Source organism: Rhodococcus sp. P4_F3_2, from assembly GCF_056401335.1.
On sequence record NZ_JBFUJN010000008.1, the window covers coordinates 294,856 to 310,423 of the forward strand.

The following is a 15,568-nucleotide window of genomic DNA, read 5'->3' on the forward strand; positions in this document are numbered from 1 at the left end:
CCGGACTCCTCCTTGTGGCTGTCGATGTAGTCGACGGTCACTTGCGTTGGCGGTCGAGCTCCGCCGCGAAGAAGGTCGATTCATGATGCAGACTTCAGGATCTCGTTGGCCGCTGGAGTTCTCGATTCTCAGCCCGCAACTTGCGCAACTCGGCCGCAGCGTCGGAGGTCACGCCGGCGCGTTGCCCCGAATCGGCCTGCGCCTTTCAGACCCAGTTATGGAGCGTCTGAGCCCTACCTATCCCGAGCTTGCCTGCGACGGTCTCGATTGCTGCTTACCCCGAGCAGTGTTCGTGGCGGATCTCGGCGACCATCCGCATTGCCCGATCACGCAGCTCCGACGGGTGCCTCTTTGACGTCCCTGATGACATGACTCCATTCTTCCCAGAGGAATGAAGTGATGTACCCCGAGTTTTCCGGAGTTCGTTTGTTTTACTTCAGGCATTGATGCACCCGAGAGAGGTTTACGATGCCCAGACGTTATCCACCCGAGTTCCGCCGAAAAGTTCTCGACCTGTTGAAGTCAGGACGCACGGTCGCCGAGGTCGCCTCGGGTCTCGATGTCACCGAACAGACCATCTACAACTGGCGTAACCAGGAGCTCATCGATACCGGCCAGAAGCCTGGGTTGAGCTCGATCGAGAGCGCTGAACTCGCCGCCGCCCGTCGTCGTATCGCGGAATTGGAAACTGAACTTGCCATTGCTAAACGCTCCACGGAACTGCTGAAGTCGGTGGTGCTCCCAAAAGGCGGTTCGAAGCGATCGAAGTGATGGCCAAGGAAGGACTACCGGTACAGACCTCATGCCGAGTTCTGGAGGTGTCGGAGTCCGGTTTCTACGAGTGGCGAAACCGGCCACCCTCCGAACGCTCACTGCGACATGCCTGGCTGACCCAGCTCATCACCGAGGTTCAGACCGCCTCGCATGGCACCTACGGTGCCCGCCGAGTTCACGCTGAACTCACCCTTGGTCACGGTATTGCTGTTGGACACGGCTGCGTCGAGTTGTTGATGAGAACCGCTGGTGTGAAAGGACTTCCGGGAAATAGACGTGTGCGCTCCAAGCATCAGACCCCGACCGCAAGCGATCTCGTCGACCGTAAATTCACTCGCGACGAGCCGAACAAACTGTGGGTCACGGATATTACGGAACATCCCACGCGCGAAGGTAAAATCTACTGCGCTGTTGTCTTGGATACGTTTTCGAGGCGGGTCGTTGGTTGGTCGATCGACAGTTCTCAGACTGCGACGTTGGTGACGAACGCTCTGGGAATGGCAATTTCGAATAGGGGCCCAACGCCCGGTACTTTGATTCATTCCGACCACGGAGTCCAGTTCACATCGTGGGCGTTCACCCGTAGGGCCCACGACTCAGGCCTGATCCCGTCGATGGGATCGATCGGCGATTGTTATGACAATGCCGTCATCGAATCATTTTGGGGCAGAATGCAAACCAAGCTTCTAAACCGGAAACGATGGAAAACGAGAATCGAATTGGCCAACGCCATGTTCGAGTACCTCGAGATCTTCCATAATCGCCAACGTCGGCACAGTGCCCTCGGGATGCTGACACCGATCGAGTTCGAGAACGTACACTTCACGCGTCAACCCGTAGCCTGAAATCAAATATGACGGCTCCATGGAACTGGGGGTACATCAAAGCCTCCGGAAACCCCGGGGCGGTTCAAACCGCTATTTACCTGCACTGTTGGTCGTTTTCCGGCCAGTTGTCACACACCCCGTTGTAGGCTTGAGCCACAGGCAAGAAACGAATCGGAACTCCTTCCAATGTTTCTCACCTCTCGATTACAACAATCTCGACGGTGCTGACAGCCCGTCACTCCCAGCCCATGCGGTTCGCCCCCGAACACTATCTGGTTGAAAGCGGGTTAAGAGCGCTTCGCATGCCCGCCCCTTGCGCGCCCGTCTCCCGCGGGTGGTCCGCGGTCGCAGACGTCGTCGCAGCGCAGGGGCGTCACAGTCCCGCCCCCGGAGCATTCCCCTCGACTCCGGGGGTGTTCTGACGTGTCGCGGCACCAAAGAGTGTGCGAGGCGCACCGGTGAATATGCGCTCGTGAATCACGCGCCGCCTCCACAACAGCAAGTACCTGATCGGCCCCGACATTCACTACCCCGGCCAGTGTCGGTCCCGCCAATCCGCAGAACCTCTTTGCCGGTTGCTCCGAGGAACAGTCGGTCGCGATGGGCGTTCAGGCGCTGGTCGCGGAAATCCGCGCAACCCCGAACCGTGTGGGATCCTCGGCTACAGCCTCGGCGCCATCGTGGTCACTCGGTTCCTGGAAGCAAAGGCCCGAGGGGAGTATCCGGACCGCGAGGTCGAGTGGTGAGCGAGATCGCGAACCCACGGCGCGCAGAAGGGGATTCGATCGGCCCGAGAGCGATGGGTTTCGGGATCAACGGTCAGTACGATCGCTGGCCCGAGGACATCACCACCTGGGAAGTAGACCAACGCGCCGATGGAATCAACTGCTGCCCTGCCGATTCGCCGCTTCGCGCGCTTGCCGACACCATGTCGACTTTCAGCTTCACCGTCCTGGACGGGTGGGGGAGCGCACTGGCCGAATGTATCCGCGGCAACCGCTGGGAGCTGAACCACCGGGATTGGTGGCGTGACCCGATCTGCCACTGGCAGTTGTGGTCTCAGGCCGCCGCGCTAATGGACGGTTACGTCCGTGGCGGCACCCACAACGTCAAATACCGAACTGGCGATTACTGCGACCGGCTCGCCGCGCTGCTCAATGCGCACCGACCGCAGTCATCGCCTGGAACCAAATGGATGGTCGACAATGTCTTTCGAAGATGTACGAGATGACGCACAGTTCGTGCGCTTCGCCGACGGCGAATGGGAAGGCCGCCGCACCGGCTATGATGATGGCGCACTGTCGGTCTCACGACCCGGCCGCCTGCTTCCCTTCCTGCAGTGGGCGTTGATCGCAAGCAGTGCACTAAAGGGTTCGACCAAAGCGATGATCAATCCGAAGGCCTACGCTTCAGGTGGCGAAGTGGAGGATGAACACGGTCCCACCGACGCCGGCGGCTTCCTCTCCACGGCTCCGGTCGGCTCGCTCTTCCCCTTCCTTCAGTGGCACAACTGGTACAACATCTACAAAGGCACGCGGAACGAAATCGTCTCCGCAGGTGGCGAAGCGGCGATCACATCTATGGTCGGCGCCGTCACCGGTCCGGCTGGAGCCGCCGCCACGGCGTTGACCAGCACGGTCAGCACCGTGGTGCAGACCCTGTCCTCCGCATCGCAGGGCCGCCGCCAGGACGCCCCGAAGCTGGTACAGCCACGATGGCGCACCCTCGAAAGGCGTATGAGCCCGGAGATCGACCGGAGTACCACCATCAACGTGATCAAGACCGCCCCCTACGGCGCGGCTTTCACCAACGACCCGTTGCGCGACCGACTCGCAACCTATCTGAGCCACGTGCGCTGAAGCGCTCCCGCCCGCAAGAGTGAAAGGGGGTGATGAGAAATGCTCGGTGCCGTCGTCGATGTCCTCAAAACTTTCAGCGTGAACCTTCCGCTGTTGCTGCCGCTGCTCGGTCTATAACCCGGAGTGCCAGAACGGGGTTTGTGGAAACCCCGCTGGGTCCAGTAGCGCAGTCGATGCCTCCGGACCGAATCCGAACTATTCGTTTCCACGGATTACCCGTGAACCCAACATTTGGAGAATCTCGTGCCCAGTTCCGATGATCCCAGCGGTCTCGCCGAACGTATCCAAACCGAAGTGCAGGCCGTGGTCGCGCGACTCGCGATGTTGAAGGCCGATGTCAATGTGCTGTCCGACCTCGCCCAGGGCGTCGCGATGACAGTGGCCGCGGCCACTCCGCCGCCGGAGACCTCCGAGGGCGCGCCCGAGGGCGCTCTCGGCGCTGAAGTGACAGTCGGCCCGGCGCCGGAAGCAGCGTGATGCCGACCTATCCCGCACCGGGGGATTTCCCCGACTTCGAGCAGTTCATGGTCGACCTGTTCACCCCGACCGCGACCACCGTCACCACCTTGCCCGCCACCTCGGCGGACCTGCAGTCCAAGCTGCCCTTGATCTGGGTGCGGACCACCGGGGGAACGCTCGATATCAACGCGATCACCTACAAGGCGAAGGTCAGCGTGGTGGCCTTCGGCACCACTCGCGCTCAGGCGCAGCAGCTTTCGGTGCAGATCCGAACGGCGATGCTCGATGCCCCGGCCAACCGGGTCAACGGTGTGCTGGTCGACTACACCGAGGAGATCGCGGCCGAGGAACCGAAGTTCCATCCGCCGATCCTGCGTCGCAGCCGCGGTCTCACCGAGGTGCCCGACCTCGACCCGCTCAACCAGATGGTCGAGGTCGCGTTCTCGATCGAAGCTCGCCGCCAGTAGGCGGTGGGTGAATCCCGTCCTTGACGGGGCTTTCACCGGCGCCACTCGGTGCCGATTTCTGTTAACCATGCCTGCATCCGCGGGCGCTCGATTGGAGACACATGCCTGCCACCAACCTCACCGCGCTGAAGAACGCGCAGCGGTCGCTTCTGCTCAAGCCGCTTGACGCGGCCGTTTTCATCGCACCGCACTACACCCCGGCGCCGTCCGCGCTGACCGACGCCTCCGGCGCCCTGCAGACGCTGCCGCCGGCCTACCAGGCTGTCGGCCTGATCGACAAGAAGACCGGTGTCGCCTTCGCTCGTGGCATCACCGCCGCGCCGATCGAGTCCTACGGTGAACTGCAGCCGGTGCGCAACGACGTCACCAGCGATATCACAACTATCGAGTTCCAGCCGCAGCAGACGACCGCGCTGACGCTGAACCTGGCCACTGGAACCGCGCTGTCGGCGATCAAGGCCAATGCCGCCTCCGGTGAAGTCTTCTTCGCCCAGCCGGCCTCGGAAGAGATCACCTACTACTCGGCGATCATCATCGGCAAGGACGGCAACGACGCCAACCCGATCTACGTCTACAAGGTGCTGCCGAAGGTCGCGGTCAGCAAGTACGGCGGCGAGCAGTGGAACCCCACCGAGGTCCTCGCCCAGAAGCTGACCATGGTCGCCTTCAAGGACGACACCGCAGGCTATGCCATCGCCCATGGCTTCGGCGGCTCGGGCTGGAAGAAGATCCTGACCCAGACCAACATCCCGAACGCTGCGTAAAGCACCCCCAACCGTCTCCTGACGGCTTCTCGATCTCCCAGGTCCACGGACTTGGGCGTGGGGCGTGTCATGTGTCTCCGGTCATGGCACGCCCCACACATTCCTTATCCATTCTTGCCGGAGAAGAAAGCGGGTCCACCGTGTCCGCCATCCCCACCGAGTACCCCGTCACCATGACCGACGGCGTCGACGACTACATCGTTGCCAACGCGACCGAGTACGTCACCGCGGTCTTCAAACTCGGCCACGCCGAGAAGGCTGAGGTCGAGGCCGTCGGCAAGCCGGCCCGCGGCCGCGCCTCGAAGTCCTAGTAACACAACACAACCCGGAGATACTGCATCATGGCATCCACACCCGAAGTGGCCGACCAGACCGAGGTCGGCGGTCGTTTCTACGAGCTGCAGCAAGAGCTCGCCCCGCACAGGCGCGTGCCCTACCGCCTGACCGACGACATCGCGATCGCACCGGTCACCCGCAGCCAGGTCCTGGCCTTGCGCCGGACCGCCAGCGATGACGAACAGATGGTCATCGTGCTGGGCAACCAGTACGAAGCCGTCGAAGACCTGTTCGCCGATCGGCCGCTCGACGAGTGGTTCGCCTTCCAGCAGGACCTTTACGCCCACCTCTTCGGCCAGGGCTCCTCGGAGCTGCCGGGGGGATCGCAGGGCTCGTAGAGTTCTGGGAACGTTTCGGCGCCGCGCTCGACTACGACTTACTCGAGCGCGGCATCGACATCCGGGAATGCTTCGGGCCCCATACCATTCGTAACCGTGATTGGCGCACGATCTGGTCTGTCAAAGACAGACTGCCGCACGGTTCACAATATCGCTCGGCGCTGGCGATGGATCGCGAGCTGGCCGAGCAGATGCTCGCCGCCGAACAAGCCGAGGCTGAACTCGACCTGTACGAAGTGGAGACCGACCCTGCCGGCCCGACTCCGGAGGGATACACCATCGACAGCTATCTGCTGCTGTCGATCATCGACGCGCTCCAGGGCGTGCAGGCCGCGGTGATCGCCGCCGCCGGTGGCGATCCGCCCCGGATGACGCCGATGCCCCGACCGGTCACCGCGGTGGACATCGTCCGCGACGCACAACGAGACGATTCGATGCAAGGCCTCATCGACCAGTTCACCGGATCCACCTGGGAGGACGAATGATCTATTCCGCAACGCTGCCGGCCCAAGCCGCCGGCGCGGCCGACACCACAACCCTGGCCGGGGTCTATTCCCCGGCCTTCTACAGCGGCGACACCGTCACCGACGTCCAGCTCGTCGCACCGCCGGGGTTTGCCACTGTCACCGGCGCCGCGACCAACAACGCCACCATCTCTGTCCGCCAGCTCCGCGATGGTGCTGTGGTGCAGACCTTTGCGAGCCTCACGCTGACCGTCGGCCTGAATCTGGCCGCGGAAATCCCCGTCACCATTCCGCTCACCGCGCAACCGGTACTGCGCTCCGGCGATGTGCTGGACGTGCGACTGCACCAGAACGGCACGGGGCAGGCCATCGGCAGTGGACTGTTCGTGTCGGTCTTCGTGAGCTGACGCGCAGACGATGGCAAACGAATCGATATGACTATGAACGAAAGTAATGACGCGAGCAGCAGGCTGCAGAGCTTCTTGCGACAGAGTGGAAATGTGCCCGCTTACGCCACCGGCGGCGATATCAAGGGGCCGGGATCGTCGATCGGCGACAAGATTCCGGCCTACCTTTCCGACGGCGAATTCGTGATGAATGCACGATCGGCCGCGGCAAACCGCCCGTTCCTGCAGGCGTTGAACGCCGATCCGTCCTTCTTGCAAAAGATGCTGGCGGCGCGTTCGCCGGGCGGTGGATCAGGCGGCGGTAGCGGCCCGGCCCAGGCGGCTCCCGGTGGGCAGCCGGCGACGGTGAATATCTCGATGTCGAGCAATGAAGACATCATCGGAAGATTGAAAATTTTGGCGGCGCAATGGGAATTGTCTCATTAGGTGCCCGGCAATGATATGGATTGAGGTGAATCTGTGGCGTCCAATGCTGCGATGATCACGGTGACCGGAGTCGATGGTTCACGATGGACCATCGCCGGTCAGGGGAGTGGTCGTGAGGGTGTAGAGCTGGCCACGTCGCCGACCGGGTTGTACGACGCACCGGTGACGACGATTTGGAATCAGTCGGCGTTTCAGGCCGGTTCCTCGTTCAGTGGTTTCCGGACGAACAAGCGCGATGTCGTTTTCGCGGTCAATGTCTTTCAGACCGCGGGTAGTTCGTGGGAGGCGGTGGATTCCGCGTGGCGCAAGGCCTGGGCCTACGACCGCGACGCGACGTTGACGATCACGACCGATTTCGGCACGCGAACGCTAAAACTGCGGATGTCGGAGCAACCGGACTTCAAGCCGGACAAGGATCCGCATCTGAAGTCGATCGGCAAGGTCGTCATGACCTGTACAGCGGGAAATCCGTGGTGGGTCGAGTCCGATGTGACCGGATCCTGGACCTCCACGATCGACACCACCGGCGCGGGCAAGAGTCAGTCCGGCACGATCACCATCGCCAACCCGACCGATCAGCCGATGTGGCTCAAGTGGGTGTGTTCGGCGCCGGGTAAGTGGACACTGCCGGACTTCTCGTGGGGTGCGGTCGATCGCGACGGCGCGCGAGTGATCACCTTGCCGCTCACCGCCACGGGCAAGGATCTGACGGTCGACACCGACCCGATGGAAGAGATGATCGTCGCCAAGGATGGCTCCCAGGTCTGGGCGCTGATGAACGGCGTCAGCTTCCTCTATCCGGTGCCCCCGTACACACCGGCCACCGCAGTACCGGTCTCGGTGAGTGGTGCGCCTACCGGCGCGTCGGTGCTGGTGGTGCAGCCGCGTAACTGGTCGCGCCCGTGGGGGCTGCAGTGACTTCGGTGCTGGACCTCCCCGCGATCTACGCGGATGCGCAATCGGCAAAGACGGTTCGCAAGCAGCAGCGGTTCTCGCGGCCTCTGATTCGCCTGTGGGATGGCGACTGGAACCTGCGCGGCGTGTGCGGCGCGGAGATCAGCGCTGATTTCCGCTGGATTCTGAACCAGGCCGGCACCGGTCTGCTGGTTCTGCCCTACGACTATTACTTGGCGAAGTGGGCGGTCGATATCAATGGCCGCACCAAGAAGAACGTGCACATCACCGTCGACAAGGATGGCGCGCGCTGGGACGGGCGGCTGGAGAAGGCTGTCATCAAGACCGACGGCCACGGTGTCACCACCGTCGAGCTGCTGTTCATGCACTCGTACCAGGATCTCAAACACATCTACTGCTGGTCGAATCCGTTTCTGCCGGAACAGGTTCAGTTCCCGCGGCAGTTCCTGCTCGCGGGGCCCAGCGTCTGGGTGCTCAAGACCGCGTTGCATCTGAATCTACTCCGCCTGCAAGGCGGGCTGTGGACGTTGCCCGACGATCCGATGGACCCCAGTCAGTGGGGCAGCGTTGATCAGTCCACGTGGGGCGTCGTGGTGAAACCTGGTGAGTTCCGATCTGATACGTCGATGTGGACGATCTTCGGCTCTCGCTTCCAGAACTTCCACGAAGCCTCGGCGGGCACCCTGGAAACGGCGCAGCTGGCGATCGTCACGCGGCGCTGGTTGCAGGGTGATCCGCCACCGTGGCAGGGCGCGCAGGTCCGGCACGGCTGCCTGGTTGTCGACATCGTCGACAAGTCCGGCTTCTGGACTGGTACCAGCACTGGCGGCGACATGTGGGATGGGCTCGAGCACACCATACAGCTGCTCGACAACACCATGCTCGACTACAGCCCGAGTGTGCTGCAGGATCAGAATGTGCCTGAGAAGTACAAGAATCCGGGCTGGATGGGCACGCTCCCGTCGAATCCGTGGGTGGTCTACCGGCAGAACGACAACACAGGCATCCAGACCTCACAGTTCATCGTAAACCCCTCGTCGGCGGTGCAGGTTCTCACCGGCGGTCACTCTATGCCCGGTGTGAACGAAGCGATCTCCTCGGCGATCCAGGTGGTCGGCATGCTGGTCGCCGGCGCCCTTGGTGAGATTCCGTTCGGTGGTTCCATCGCCGGTGGTGCGGTGAACGCCGCCACGGCGGTGGCGAACACGATCGCGACGTCGCTGTTGTCGGACACGCTGCTGGCCTGGCAGAAACACAAATCGGGACAACGCGTCCGGGACGCGGGTTGGTCGCACTACTGGGAGCACTTCGAAAACAGTGCCGACCGGGCCTACACCCTCGGCGCGTTGCTGACCCTGGGTGAGGGTATGTGGAAGACCCGCCAGCACTTCACCCACAAGTTCATCGTCGCCAACGGTGAGCCGTATCTGATCGGCGACCAGGGTCAGGGGCACTTCTTCCTCGGCGATCGTGTCGGTTCCACCGTCAAGGGCATGCCCGAAGGCTCGGTGTACGTCGACCAGGTCACCGAACTCGAACTGGCTTGGTCCCGGACCGCAAGCCCGGCTTGGCAGGTCACCGTCGGCTCTGAACGTGACCACGATATGCCCTTCGCCAAGTCCATGCGCGTGGTCGCCGACATTGTCGACGACATCCACGCGCTGGCCGTCCAGATGTAGTTCCGCCCGCCGAATCCCTATCGAAACCCTCCGGAGAGAACATGTCCATCCCTTACCTCGAGCAGTGCAACCCCGACGATCCCAGCGAGGCCTTTGTGTGGGCACTGGTCGGCCTACCCGGCCCACAGAACTCACCACTTCTCGTGCACCCCGACGTGCTGCGGCAGTGGTCGAAACACCTGTGGGACCTCGGATTTCGCCACTACGCCGGCGAGCAGACCAAGGAATACCACCCACCCGCGCGCGGTCTCTCACATTGGCTCAACGGCGCCGGCCAGTGGGCGGAGAAGGGTACGCCGCGTCCGCCGGAGAGTTCGGCACCGGATGTCACCGAGCTGACGCCGGACGAAAGGGCCCACCTGGTGGAGCAGCTCAGGGAATCCGGTGAACTCAAGCACCTGGTCGACCCGCGAGATCTCGACTTGAACACCGCGAAAGTCGGTGCTGCCGAGAAACTCCCGGACGGCAGCTGAGGACGAGCCTGGATGAATCAATTCCCCCAGGTGCGTATTCCGGCGGCTCGATCCGGAATTTGCAGAAGGTCAGCTGGGACTCGGCGCGGGTATCGATCCTGTCCAGTATCAGCGCGTCTTTCGTCGGGGTGGAAGCGATCGGTTCGAATCTCAATTCGGCGACCAACCGTGCTCTGAATACGGCCAATACGGCTCGAGTCGGCGCGGCGGGTGCACAATCCACGGCGGCCTTCGCGCAGAACACCTCTACGGCGAATGCCTCGGCGATCGCCGACCTGCAGCCCAAACAAACCCGGGAACAGGTGAGTGGTGCATCGGCTCGGACAACTTCCAGTCCTGGTAATCCACGAAATAGACTGTGGACCAGCGGAAACCCGACGGAGCGAAGGTTCCGGAGATCGCTGTTGTCGCGGATCAGTGCCGCCTCCAATTCATTTCTCGCGCCTTCCGGCGCAATTGTCTTCCTAGGAGTTGCTCATGGCTCAGAACGTTGGAGCTTTCGTCGCTCGCAACGCGAAAGCGGTAGTGTCGCTGATCGGCGGCATCATCAGCGTGCTCACCGTTGCGGTGGCATTGCTGCAGTACGCGCCGGCTTCCGCGGTCGGCGCGGGCGTTGCACTGCTCACCGCACTCGAAGTGCTGCGCACCGTCAACGTGTGGATCGTCAAGAACGAGCCGGTGCTGGAGGCCGCTGCGGACGCTGCGGCCGAGCTGGTGGAATCGTTCACCGCCGCGGTCGGAGTCTCGGATTCCGATCATACGGTGGCGGAACATCTTTCGACGGGCGGTGCCCGATGACCAGCCCGGACCGGGCCGTACCGTCGGGGGCGTATACCGGCGGCTCGATTCGCAACCTGCAGAAGGTCACCTGGGACTCGGCCCGGGCGCAGATCCTGTCCAGCGTCACAGCGTCGTTCGCCGGTGTGACAGCGATCGGCTCGAATCTGAACTCGGTGACTAAGCTAGCATTGAACGCTGCCACCGACGCGCAGTCCGGCGCCTCCCAGGCGCAGGCGTCGGCTGTGGCCGTGCAGAACACCACGGCCCAGAACGCCGCGGACCTGGTGGAGCTGGTTGCCGTTCAGTCCGGCCAAACCACGGGCGGTACAGCATTTTCCGACGCATTCAGCCGCACTGCGTTGGGTCTGGACTACACCACATTCAAGACCGGCCCGGTGGCGGATCTGGTGGTCATCGACGGCCAGGTGCAACTCAATCGCGTCGGTGACAGGAACACCGGCGATGTTGTCGCTCTGTCCAAAACCGTGACGGGCAGCGATGATCAGCGCGTATCCGTGGTGGTCGGCCGGATGCAGGAGGCCTACAACGCCGCTGCCCGGATCGTCGTCCGCTCCGCGACGGATCTGTCGACTTTCGTGTACGCCCACGTCTATCGGGACAGCATCCATCTCGGCTGGGGCACGCGCAGTGGCAACACCACCGTGTACAACAGTTGGAGGCCCCCGGTATCGACCGCGGTCAATACCGGCGATACCGTCACCATTGAAGCCGTGGGTCACACCTACAAGGTCCTGGTGAACGGCGCTACCGTCGCCGGTTATACGGATGGGGGTCAGGACAACCCCCCCCAATCTCCGGTCGGAGCGAACAACCGGTCCTTCGGCTTCGGTTGCCAGTACTACTGGAACGGGCTGTTCGGATACTTCTCGTTCGCGATGAACGCGCTCGCCGCGGCCGATCTCTCCTCACCGCCGATCGTCGGCACCGGGTGGTCGCTGTACCGCCTCAACTCCACTGCTGTCGCCCAGCCTGCCGGTGAAGCGCGCTTGGCGGCAAACACTTTCGATACCATCGGCCCCGCCAAAAACATCGCCGTACCCGATCTCGGACGCGGCCAGGTGCAGATCGAGAAATCGGGTTGGTACGCGATCACGGCCGCGTACACCATGTCTTCGTCTACCACCGGAGCGCGGGTCGGACTGTGGACCGCGCCGGCGCCCGGCGGAATCTGGTCGTTGTCTCGGGTCGGCGCTCGTACGGCCGACGACACAGCGACCAAAAGCGTCGGCAGCTCATTCACCGTCTTTCTGCAGCAGGGATCGGTGGTGGCGCCGGGCTACAACCTCAGTCGCAACAACGGGTTCATCGGCCCGGAAACCTATTTCGATGGCGCATTGCTGAGCTACTGATGGAGCCTGACTTTGACCTCACCTGACAAATCGGTCCCCGCCGGCGCCTACGTCGGCGACGCGGCGGCCTCGAACAACATCGGCAACCTCCAGAAGCTGACCTGGGAGGGTGCCCGCGAGTCGATCGTTTCCGGTGTCATCGGCTCGTTCGTGGGCGTGACCGCCATCGGCGGCAACTGGAAGGCGATCACCGACAAATCCCAATCCGCCACCACAACAGCGCAAACGCGGTCCTCCGAGGCCAACTCCATCGCCGCCAGTGCGCAGGAGGTTGCCGATCGCAACAAAGCCACTATCGAGGCACTGAAACCGCCACCGCCTGGCGAACAGCCCAGTGGCACCACGTTTTCTGATGACTTCGAGCGCACGGCGCTCGGATCCGGCTACACCACCTATAAGTTCGGTCAAGTCGCAGACCTGACCATTGTCAGTGGTCAGGTTCAACTGAACCAGCAAGGTGACAAGGGCACCGGCAACGTCGTCGCACTGTCGAAGACGGTGCTACGAACCGATGATCAAGCGGTCTCGGCGGTAATGGGCCGCGCGAATCAAGCCGGAAAAGTCAGCACCTCGCTCTACATGCGTGCCGCGCCCGACTTGGCCACCTTCGTCTTCGCCGACATACTTGCCAATGAAGTGCGGCTCGGACGAGGCACCCGCACAACCGGGCTGAACTACACCCGATGGGGCACCGCTGCAGTTACCGTCCGAACCGGCGATACCGTCACCTTGAGCGCGGTCGGAGCGAACTACCAGGTGCTGATCAACGGGGCGTCAGTCTTGGCTTACAACGACAGTGCCGGGAGCTCACCCGTCGGGGTGGGGAACAGGTCTTTCGGATTCGACAGCCAGTACTACTGGACGGGCTTGTTTGGGTATTTCTCCTTCGCCGTCGCCGCGTTGACGGCTAGCGACCTCGCGTCCCCGCCGGTCACCGGTATCGGCTGGGCGCTGGCCCGCATCAGTTCCACGAACGCGCTCCAGCCAGCGGGGTCCCGTCCAGTCGCGGCAGGTACTTTCGACACCGTTCGGCATAGCTCGGCAGTGACGGTCTCTGCCCTGGGGCCCGGACAAGTTCAGGTGCCGGTCTCAGGCTGGTACCGGATGAGCCTCGGCCTGACCTACGCCGCGGCGCGGACCACCGAGATCGGAGCCGACCTCTGGTGGGCCCCAAGCTCCGGCGCGACCTGGCGGCAGTTGCGCACCGGGCCCAAGACCGTTCAGCTTCGGTCCGAGACCACCCAAAGCGGCACCGACGGCGACGGCTACCCGATATACACGACCGATTACTACGGGTACGCCTCGAGCGTCGAGGCCACGTTCGTCGTCCACCTGCCCGCGGGGGCAGTCGTCGCCGCTGGCTACAGCTCCAGTCTCAACAACAATCTCGTCGGCTCCAACACCTATTTCGACGGCGCCCTGATCAACCGCGCCTAGCCGGTGCCCAACTCAACCCCGATGCCTTCGCAGGGCCGACGTGGTCGAGCCCTCTCCCGTTGGCGACCCTACAAACCCTGGAGTCCACAATGTCGCAGAGCCATCACCAGCCGACCGTGCCCAGGTCCGAAGGGACCTGATGCCTCTTCTCGAAACCATGCTGATCAGCGCCACCACCTTTCTGGGCGGCTCCGGCGCCACCAGCTTCTACTCCTGGCTTCGGGCCCGGAAAGCTCAACCGGCACAGAACCTTCGCCACGAAGTGTCCGCAGCCAAACAGGTCAACGACATCGCCTTGGCGACCCTGTCCCGTGTGTCGGAAGAACTAGGGGTCGTCTCCGTGCGACTCGACGGAGTAGAGGCCGCGCAGGCGGCTTCCATGCAGGAATTGGACCGTGTCACCGGTCTCTTCCGCGAGGCGATCGCGGTACTGCGCGGCGTAATCGAAGCGGCCCAGCACGGCCGCATCCCGGAACTGAACCTGTCCAGAGAACTCATGGACGAGGTCGAACACAGCGAAGGAATGACATGACATCACCGATCGATCCCGGATACCTCGGCTACCAGCCGAAGATCGAACCACTCAAACTCACCACCGGCGCCAGCTTCGTGCAGACCATTCAGCCCTCCGATGGTGCCGTATTCCCTTCCGGAACAACGGTTTCTATCGTGATCACCGCACCCGGCGGCGCATCGCTGGGTACCTGGCCCGCCACCGTAACCTCGAACGCGGCCAGCTGGACCGTTCCCGCGGCCACGTCCGATCCGATTCCCGCCAACTCGCGCTACACGATGTTGGTCACCTACACGACCACCCCGGCCACCACCTACGCCTGGTACGTCGGATCCGTCATTCGCAACTGACCTCTTTCGCCGCTCGAAAGTGGCGAAATTCATTGCAAAGAAACAATTCTCAAGGAGAACATCATGGCTATCGCTGTTACGTCGACCAAGAACGCTCTGTGCGTCGCCTACGCCAATGCGGCGTCCACTGTGTACGTTTCGGTCCATACCGGCGACCCGGGCCCCACCGGCCTCGCGGAAGCCTCGGGTGGTTCGCCGACCTATGCCCGTGTGGCCACCACCTGGGGTGCGCCGGCCAACGGCCAGATCACCGGCAGCCAGGTCACCGTGAACCTGCCGGCCGGCACCTACTCCCACGCCGGTCTGTGGAGCGCCGCCACCGGCGGCACGTTCATCGATAAGGTCGCGATCGCCCCGACCACGCTGGGCGCCCAGGGCACCCTGCTGATCACCCCGACCTTCGCCGTGAGTTGATTCACCTCTTCGATTTGGAGGCTGCCATGCCAGCACCAGCACAGGTGATCGTGGAGGCACTGCCCACGCAACCGACAGTGCTCACCGAGGTCGCGGCGCCACCGACGTTGGTGGTGGCACTGCCGGGGTCGCCGGTCAGCCGGGTCGACGGTGCACAGGTCCCGGTCATCCCGGTATTCGTGTACGCCGCGTTCGGCGGAACCACCACCCCAGCCGTGACCTTCAAGCCCTCGGCTAAGCTCGCCGCCGAGGCGACCGGGCTCGGGTCTTTGACCTTCGCTACGAAACCCGCACCGCGGGCGACTCTTTCGCTCGGCAGCGAAGGATCGGCTACGGCTGGTGTCGCTGTCGGGTCCGGCGGCCAGGTTGTCCTGGCCGCGGGCTTCGGCGCCGCGGTGACGGCCCGTACGGCCAACGCGGTCACCACCGCCACCGGCGACCTTTCGGTCACCGTCGCGATCGCACCGTAACTCGGTGCTCATTCCCGCACTCCGCGTACTCGGGCGGCGCCACAT

Annotated in this window: 21 protein-coding genes and 1 pseudogene; all 22 read left to right on the forward strand. The window is 63.1% G+C overall.

Annotated features, from left to right (window positions below; genetic code table 11):
* Positions 1–82 precede the first annotated feature (82 nt).
* Positions 83–355, forward strand: a complete 273-nt coding sequence (locus AC1DWA_RS11690) for a hypothetical protein (RefSeq protein ID WP_428691093.1) — start codon at positions 83–85, stop codon at positions 353–355.
* 113 nt (positions 356–468) lie between these two features.
* A pseudogene (locus AC1DWA_RS11695) lies at positions 469–1,619 on the forward strand (IS3 family transposase).
* 724 nt (positions 1,620–2,343) lie between these two features.
* On the forward strand, positions 2,344–2,832 hold the full coding sequence (locus AC1DWA_RS11700) for a hypothetical protein (protein ID WP_477846875.1): 489 nt from the start codon (positions 2,344–2,346) through the stop codon (positions 2,830–2,832).
* On the forward strand, positions 2,807–3,460 hold the full coding sequence (locus tag AC1DWA_RS11705; RefSeq protein WP_428691091.1) for a hypothetical protein: 654 nt from the start codon (positions 2,807–2,809) through the stop codon (positions 3,458–3,460). The genes AC1DWA_RS11700 and AC1DWA_RS11705 overlap by 26 nt, the downstream gene beginning before the upstream one ends.
* A 243-nt stretch (positions 3,461–3,703) precedes the next feature.
* Positions 3,704–3,937, forward strand: coding sequence for a hypothetical protein (locus tag AC1DWA_RS11710; RefSeq protein ID WP_151531388.1), 234 nt, complete (start codon positions 3,704–3,706; stop codon positions 3,935–3,937).
* On the forward strand, positions 3,937–4,386 hold the full coding sequence (locus AC1DWA_RS11715; RefSeq protein ID WP_315873480.1) for a phage tail termination protein: 450 nt from the start codon (positions 3,937–3,939) through the stop codon (positions 4,384–4,386). The genes AC1DWA_RS11710 and AC1DWA_RS11715 overlap by 1 nt, the downstream gene beginning before the upstream one ends.
* A 101-nt stretch (positions 4,387–4,487) precedes the next feature.
* Positions 4,488–5,150, forward strand: coding sequence for a phage tail tube protein (locus AC1DWA_RS11720; protein WP_151531386.1), 663 nt, complete (start codon positions 4,488–4,490; stop codon positions 5,148–5,150).
* An 83-nt stretch (positions 5,151–5,233) separates the two neighbouring features.
* A complete protein-coding gene (locus AC1DWA_RS11725) occupies positions 5,234–5,461 on the forward strand; it encodes a hypothetical protein (protein ID WP_315873481.1) in 228 nt (75 codons plus the stop codon).
* Positions 5,462–5,491: 30 nt separating this feature from the next.
* Positions 5,492–5,824 (forward strand): hypothetical protein, encoded by a 333-nt coding sequence (locus AC1DWA_RS11730; RefSeq protein WP_477846876.1) that lies wholly within the window; start codon positions 5,492–5,494, stop codon positions 5,822–5,824.
* 167 nt (positions 5,825–5,991) lie between these two features.
* The gene (locus AC1DWA_RS11735) at positions 5,992–6,309 is read left to right on the forward strand and encodes a hypothetical protein (RefSeq protein WP_151531383.1); all 318 of its coding nucleotides are present in this window, start codon (positions 5,992–5,994) and stop codon (positions 6,307–6,309) included.
* The gene (locus AC1DWA_RS11740) at positions 6,306–6,695 is read left to right on the forward strand and encodes a hypothetical protein (RefSeq protein WP_151531382.1); all 390 of its coding nucleotides are present in this window, start codon (positions 6,306–6,308) and stop codon (positions 6,693–6,695) included. Before AC1DWA_RS11735 ends, AC1DWA_RS11740 begins: the two co-directional genes overlap by 4 nt.
* A gap of 93 nt (positions 6,696–6,788) precedes the next feature.
* Positions 6,789–7,121 (forward strand): hypothetical protein, encoded by a 333-nt coding sequence (locus AC1DWA_RS11745; protein ID WP_477846877.1) that lies wholly within the window; start codon positions 6,789–6,791, stop codon positions 7,119–7,121.
* Between the two features lie 33 nt (positions 7,122–7,154).
* Entirely contained in the window at positions 7,155–8,039 is an 885-nt protein-coding gene (locus tag AC1DWA_RS11750) for a phage tail protein (RefSeq protein ID WP_151531380.1), read from the forward strand.
* Positions 8,036–9,715, forward strand: coding sequence for a Gp37-like protein (locus AC1DWA_RS11755; protein ID WP_477846878.1), 1,680 nt, complete (start codon positions 8,036–8,038; stop codon positions 9,713–9,715). Before AC1DWA_RS11750 ends, AC1DWA_RS11755 begins: the two co-directional genes overlap by 4 nt.
* Positions 9,716–9,756: 41 nt before the next feature.
* Positions 9,757–10,188, forward strand: a complete 432-nt coding sequence (locus tag AC1DWA_RS11760; RefSeq protein ID WP_151531378.1) for a phage gene 29 protein family protein — start codon at positions 9,757–9,759, stop codon at positions 10,186–10,188.
* A gap of 477 nt (positions 10,189–10,665) precedes the next feature.
* Complete coding sequence (locus AC1DWA_RS11765) at positions 10,666–10,986, forward strand: hypothetical protein (RefSeq protein WP_315873483.1); 321 nt, start codon at positions 10,666–10,668, stop codon at positions 10,984–10,986.
* The gene (locus AC1DWA_RS11770) at positions 10,983–12,338 is read left to right on the forward strand and encodes a hypothetical protein (RefSeq protein WP_428691087.1); all 1,356 of its coding nucleotides are present in this window, start codon (positions 10,983–10,985) and stop codon (positions 12,336–12,338) included. The genes AC1DWA_RS11765 and AC1DWA_RS11770 overlap by 4 nt, the downstream gene beginning before the upstream one ends.
* Before the next feature lie 12 nt (positions 12,339–12,350).
* Complete coding sequence (locus AC1DWA_RS11775; protein WP_428691086.1) at positions 12,351–13,775, forward strand: DUF7257 domain-containing protein; 1,425 nt, start codon at positions 12,351–12,353, stop codon at positions 13,773–13,775.
* Between the two features lie 139 nt (positions 13,776–13,914).
* Positions 13,915–14,307: a hypothetical protein gene (locus tag AC1DWA_RS11780; RefSeq protein WP_151531374.1), complete on the forward strand. Its 393-nt coding sequence runs from the start codon at positions 13,915–13,917 to the stop codon at positions 14,305–14,307.
* Positions 14,304–14,639: an LtfC-like domain-containing protein gene (locus AC1DWA_RS11785; RefSeq protein WP_428691085.1), complete on the forward strand. Its 336-nt coding sequence runs from the start codon at positions 14,304–14,306 to the stop codon at positions 14,637–14,639. Before AC1DWA_RS11780 ends, AC1DWA_RS11785 begins: the two co-directional genes overlap by 4 nt.
* A 63-nt stretch (positions 14,640–14,702) precedes the next feature.
* A complete protein-coding gene (locus tag AC1DWA_RS11790; RefSeq protein ID WP_192804628.1) occupies positions 14,703–15,053 on the forward strand; it encodes a phage tail fiber protein in 351 nt (116 codons plus the stop codon).
* Between the two features lie 26 nt (positions 15,054–15,079).
* Positions 15,080–15,523: a hypothetical protein gene (locus AC1DWA_RS11795; protein ID WP_151531372.1), complete on the forward strand. Its 444-nt coding sequence runs from the start codon at positions 15,080–15,082 to the stop codon at positions 15,521–15,523.
* Positions 15,524–15,568 lie beyond the last annotated feature (45 nt).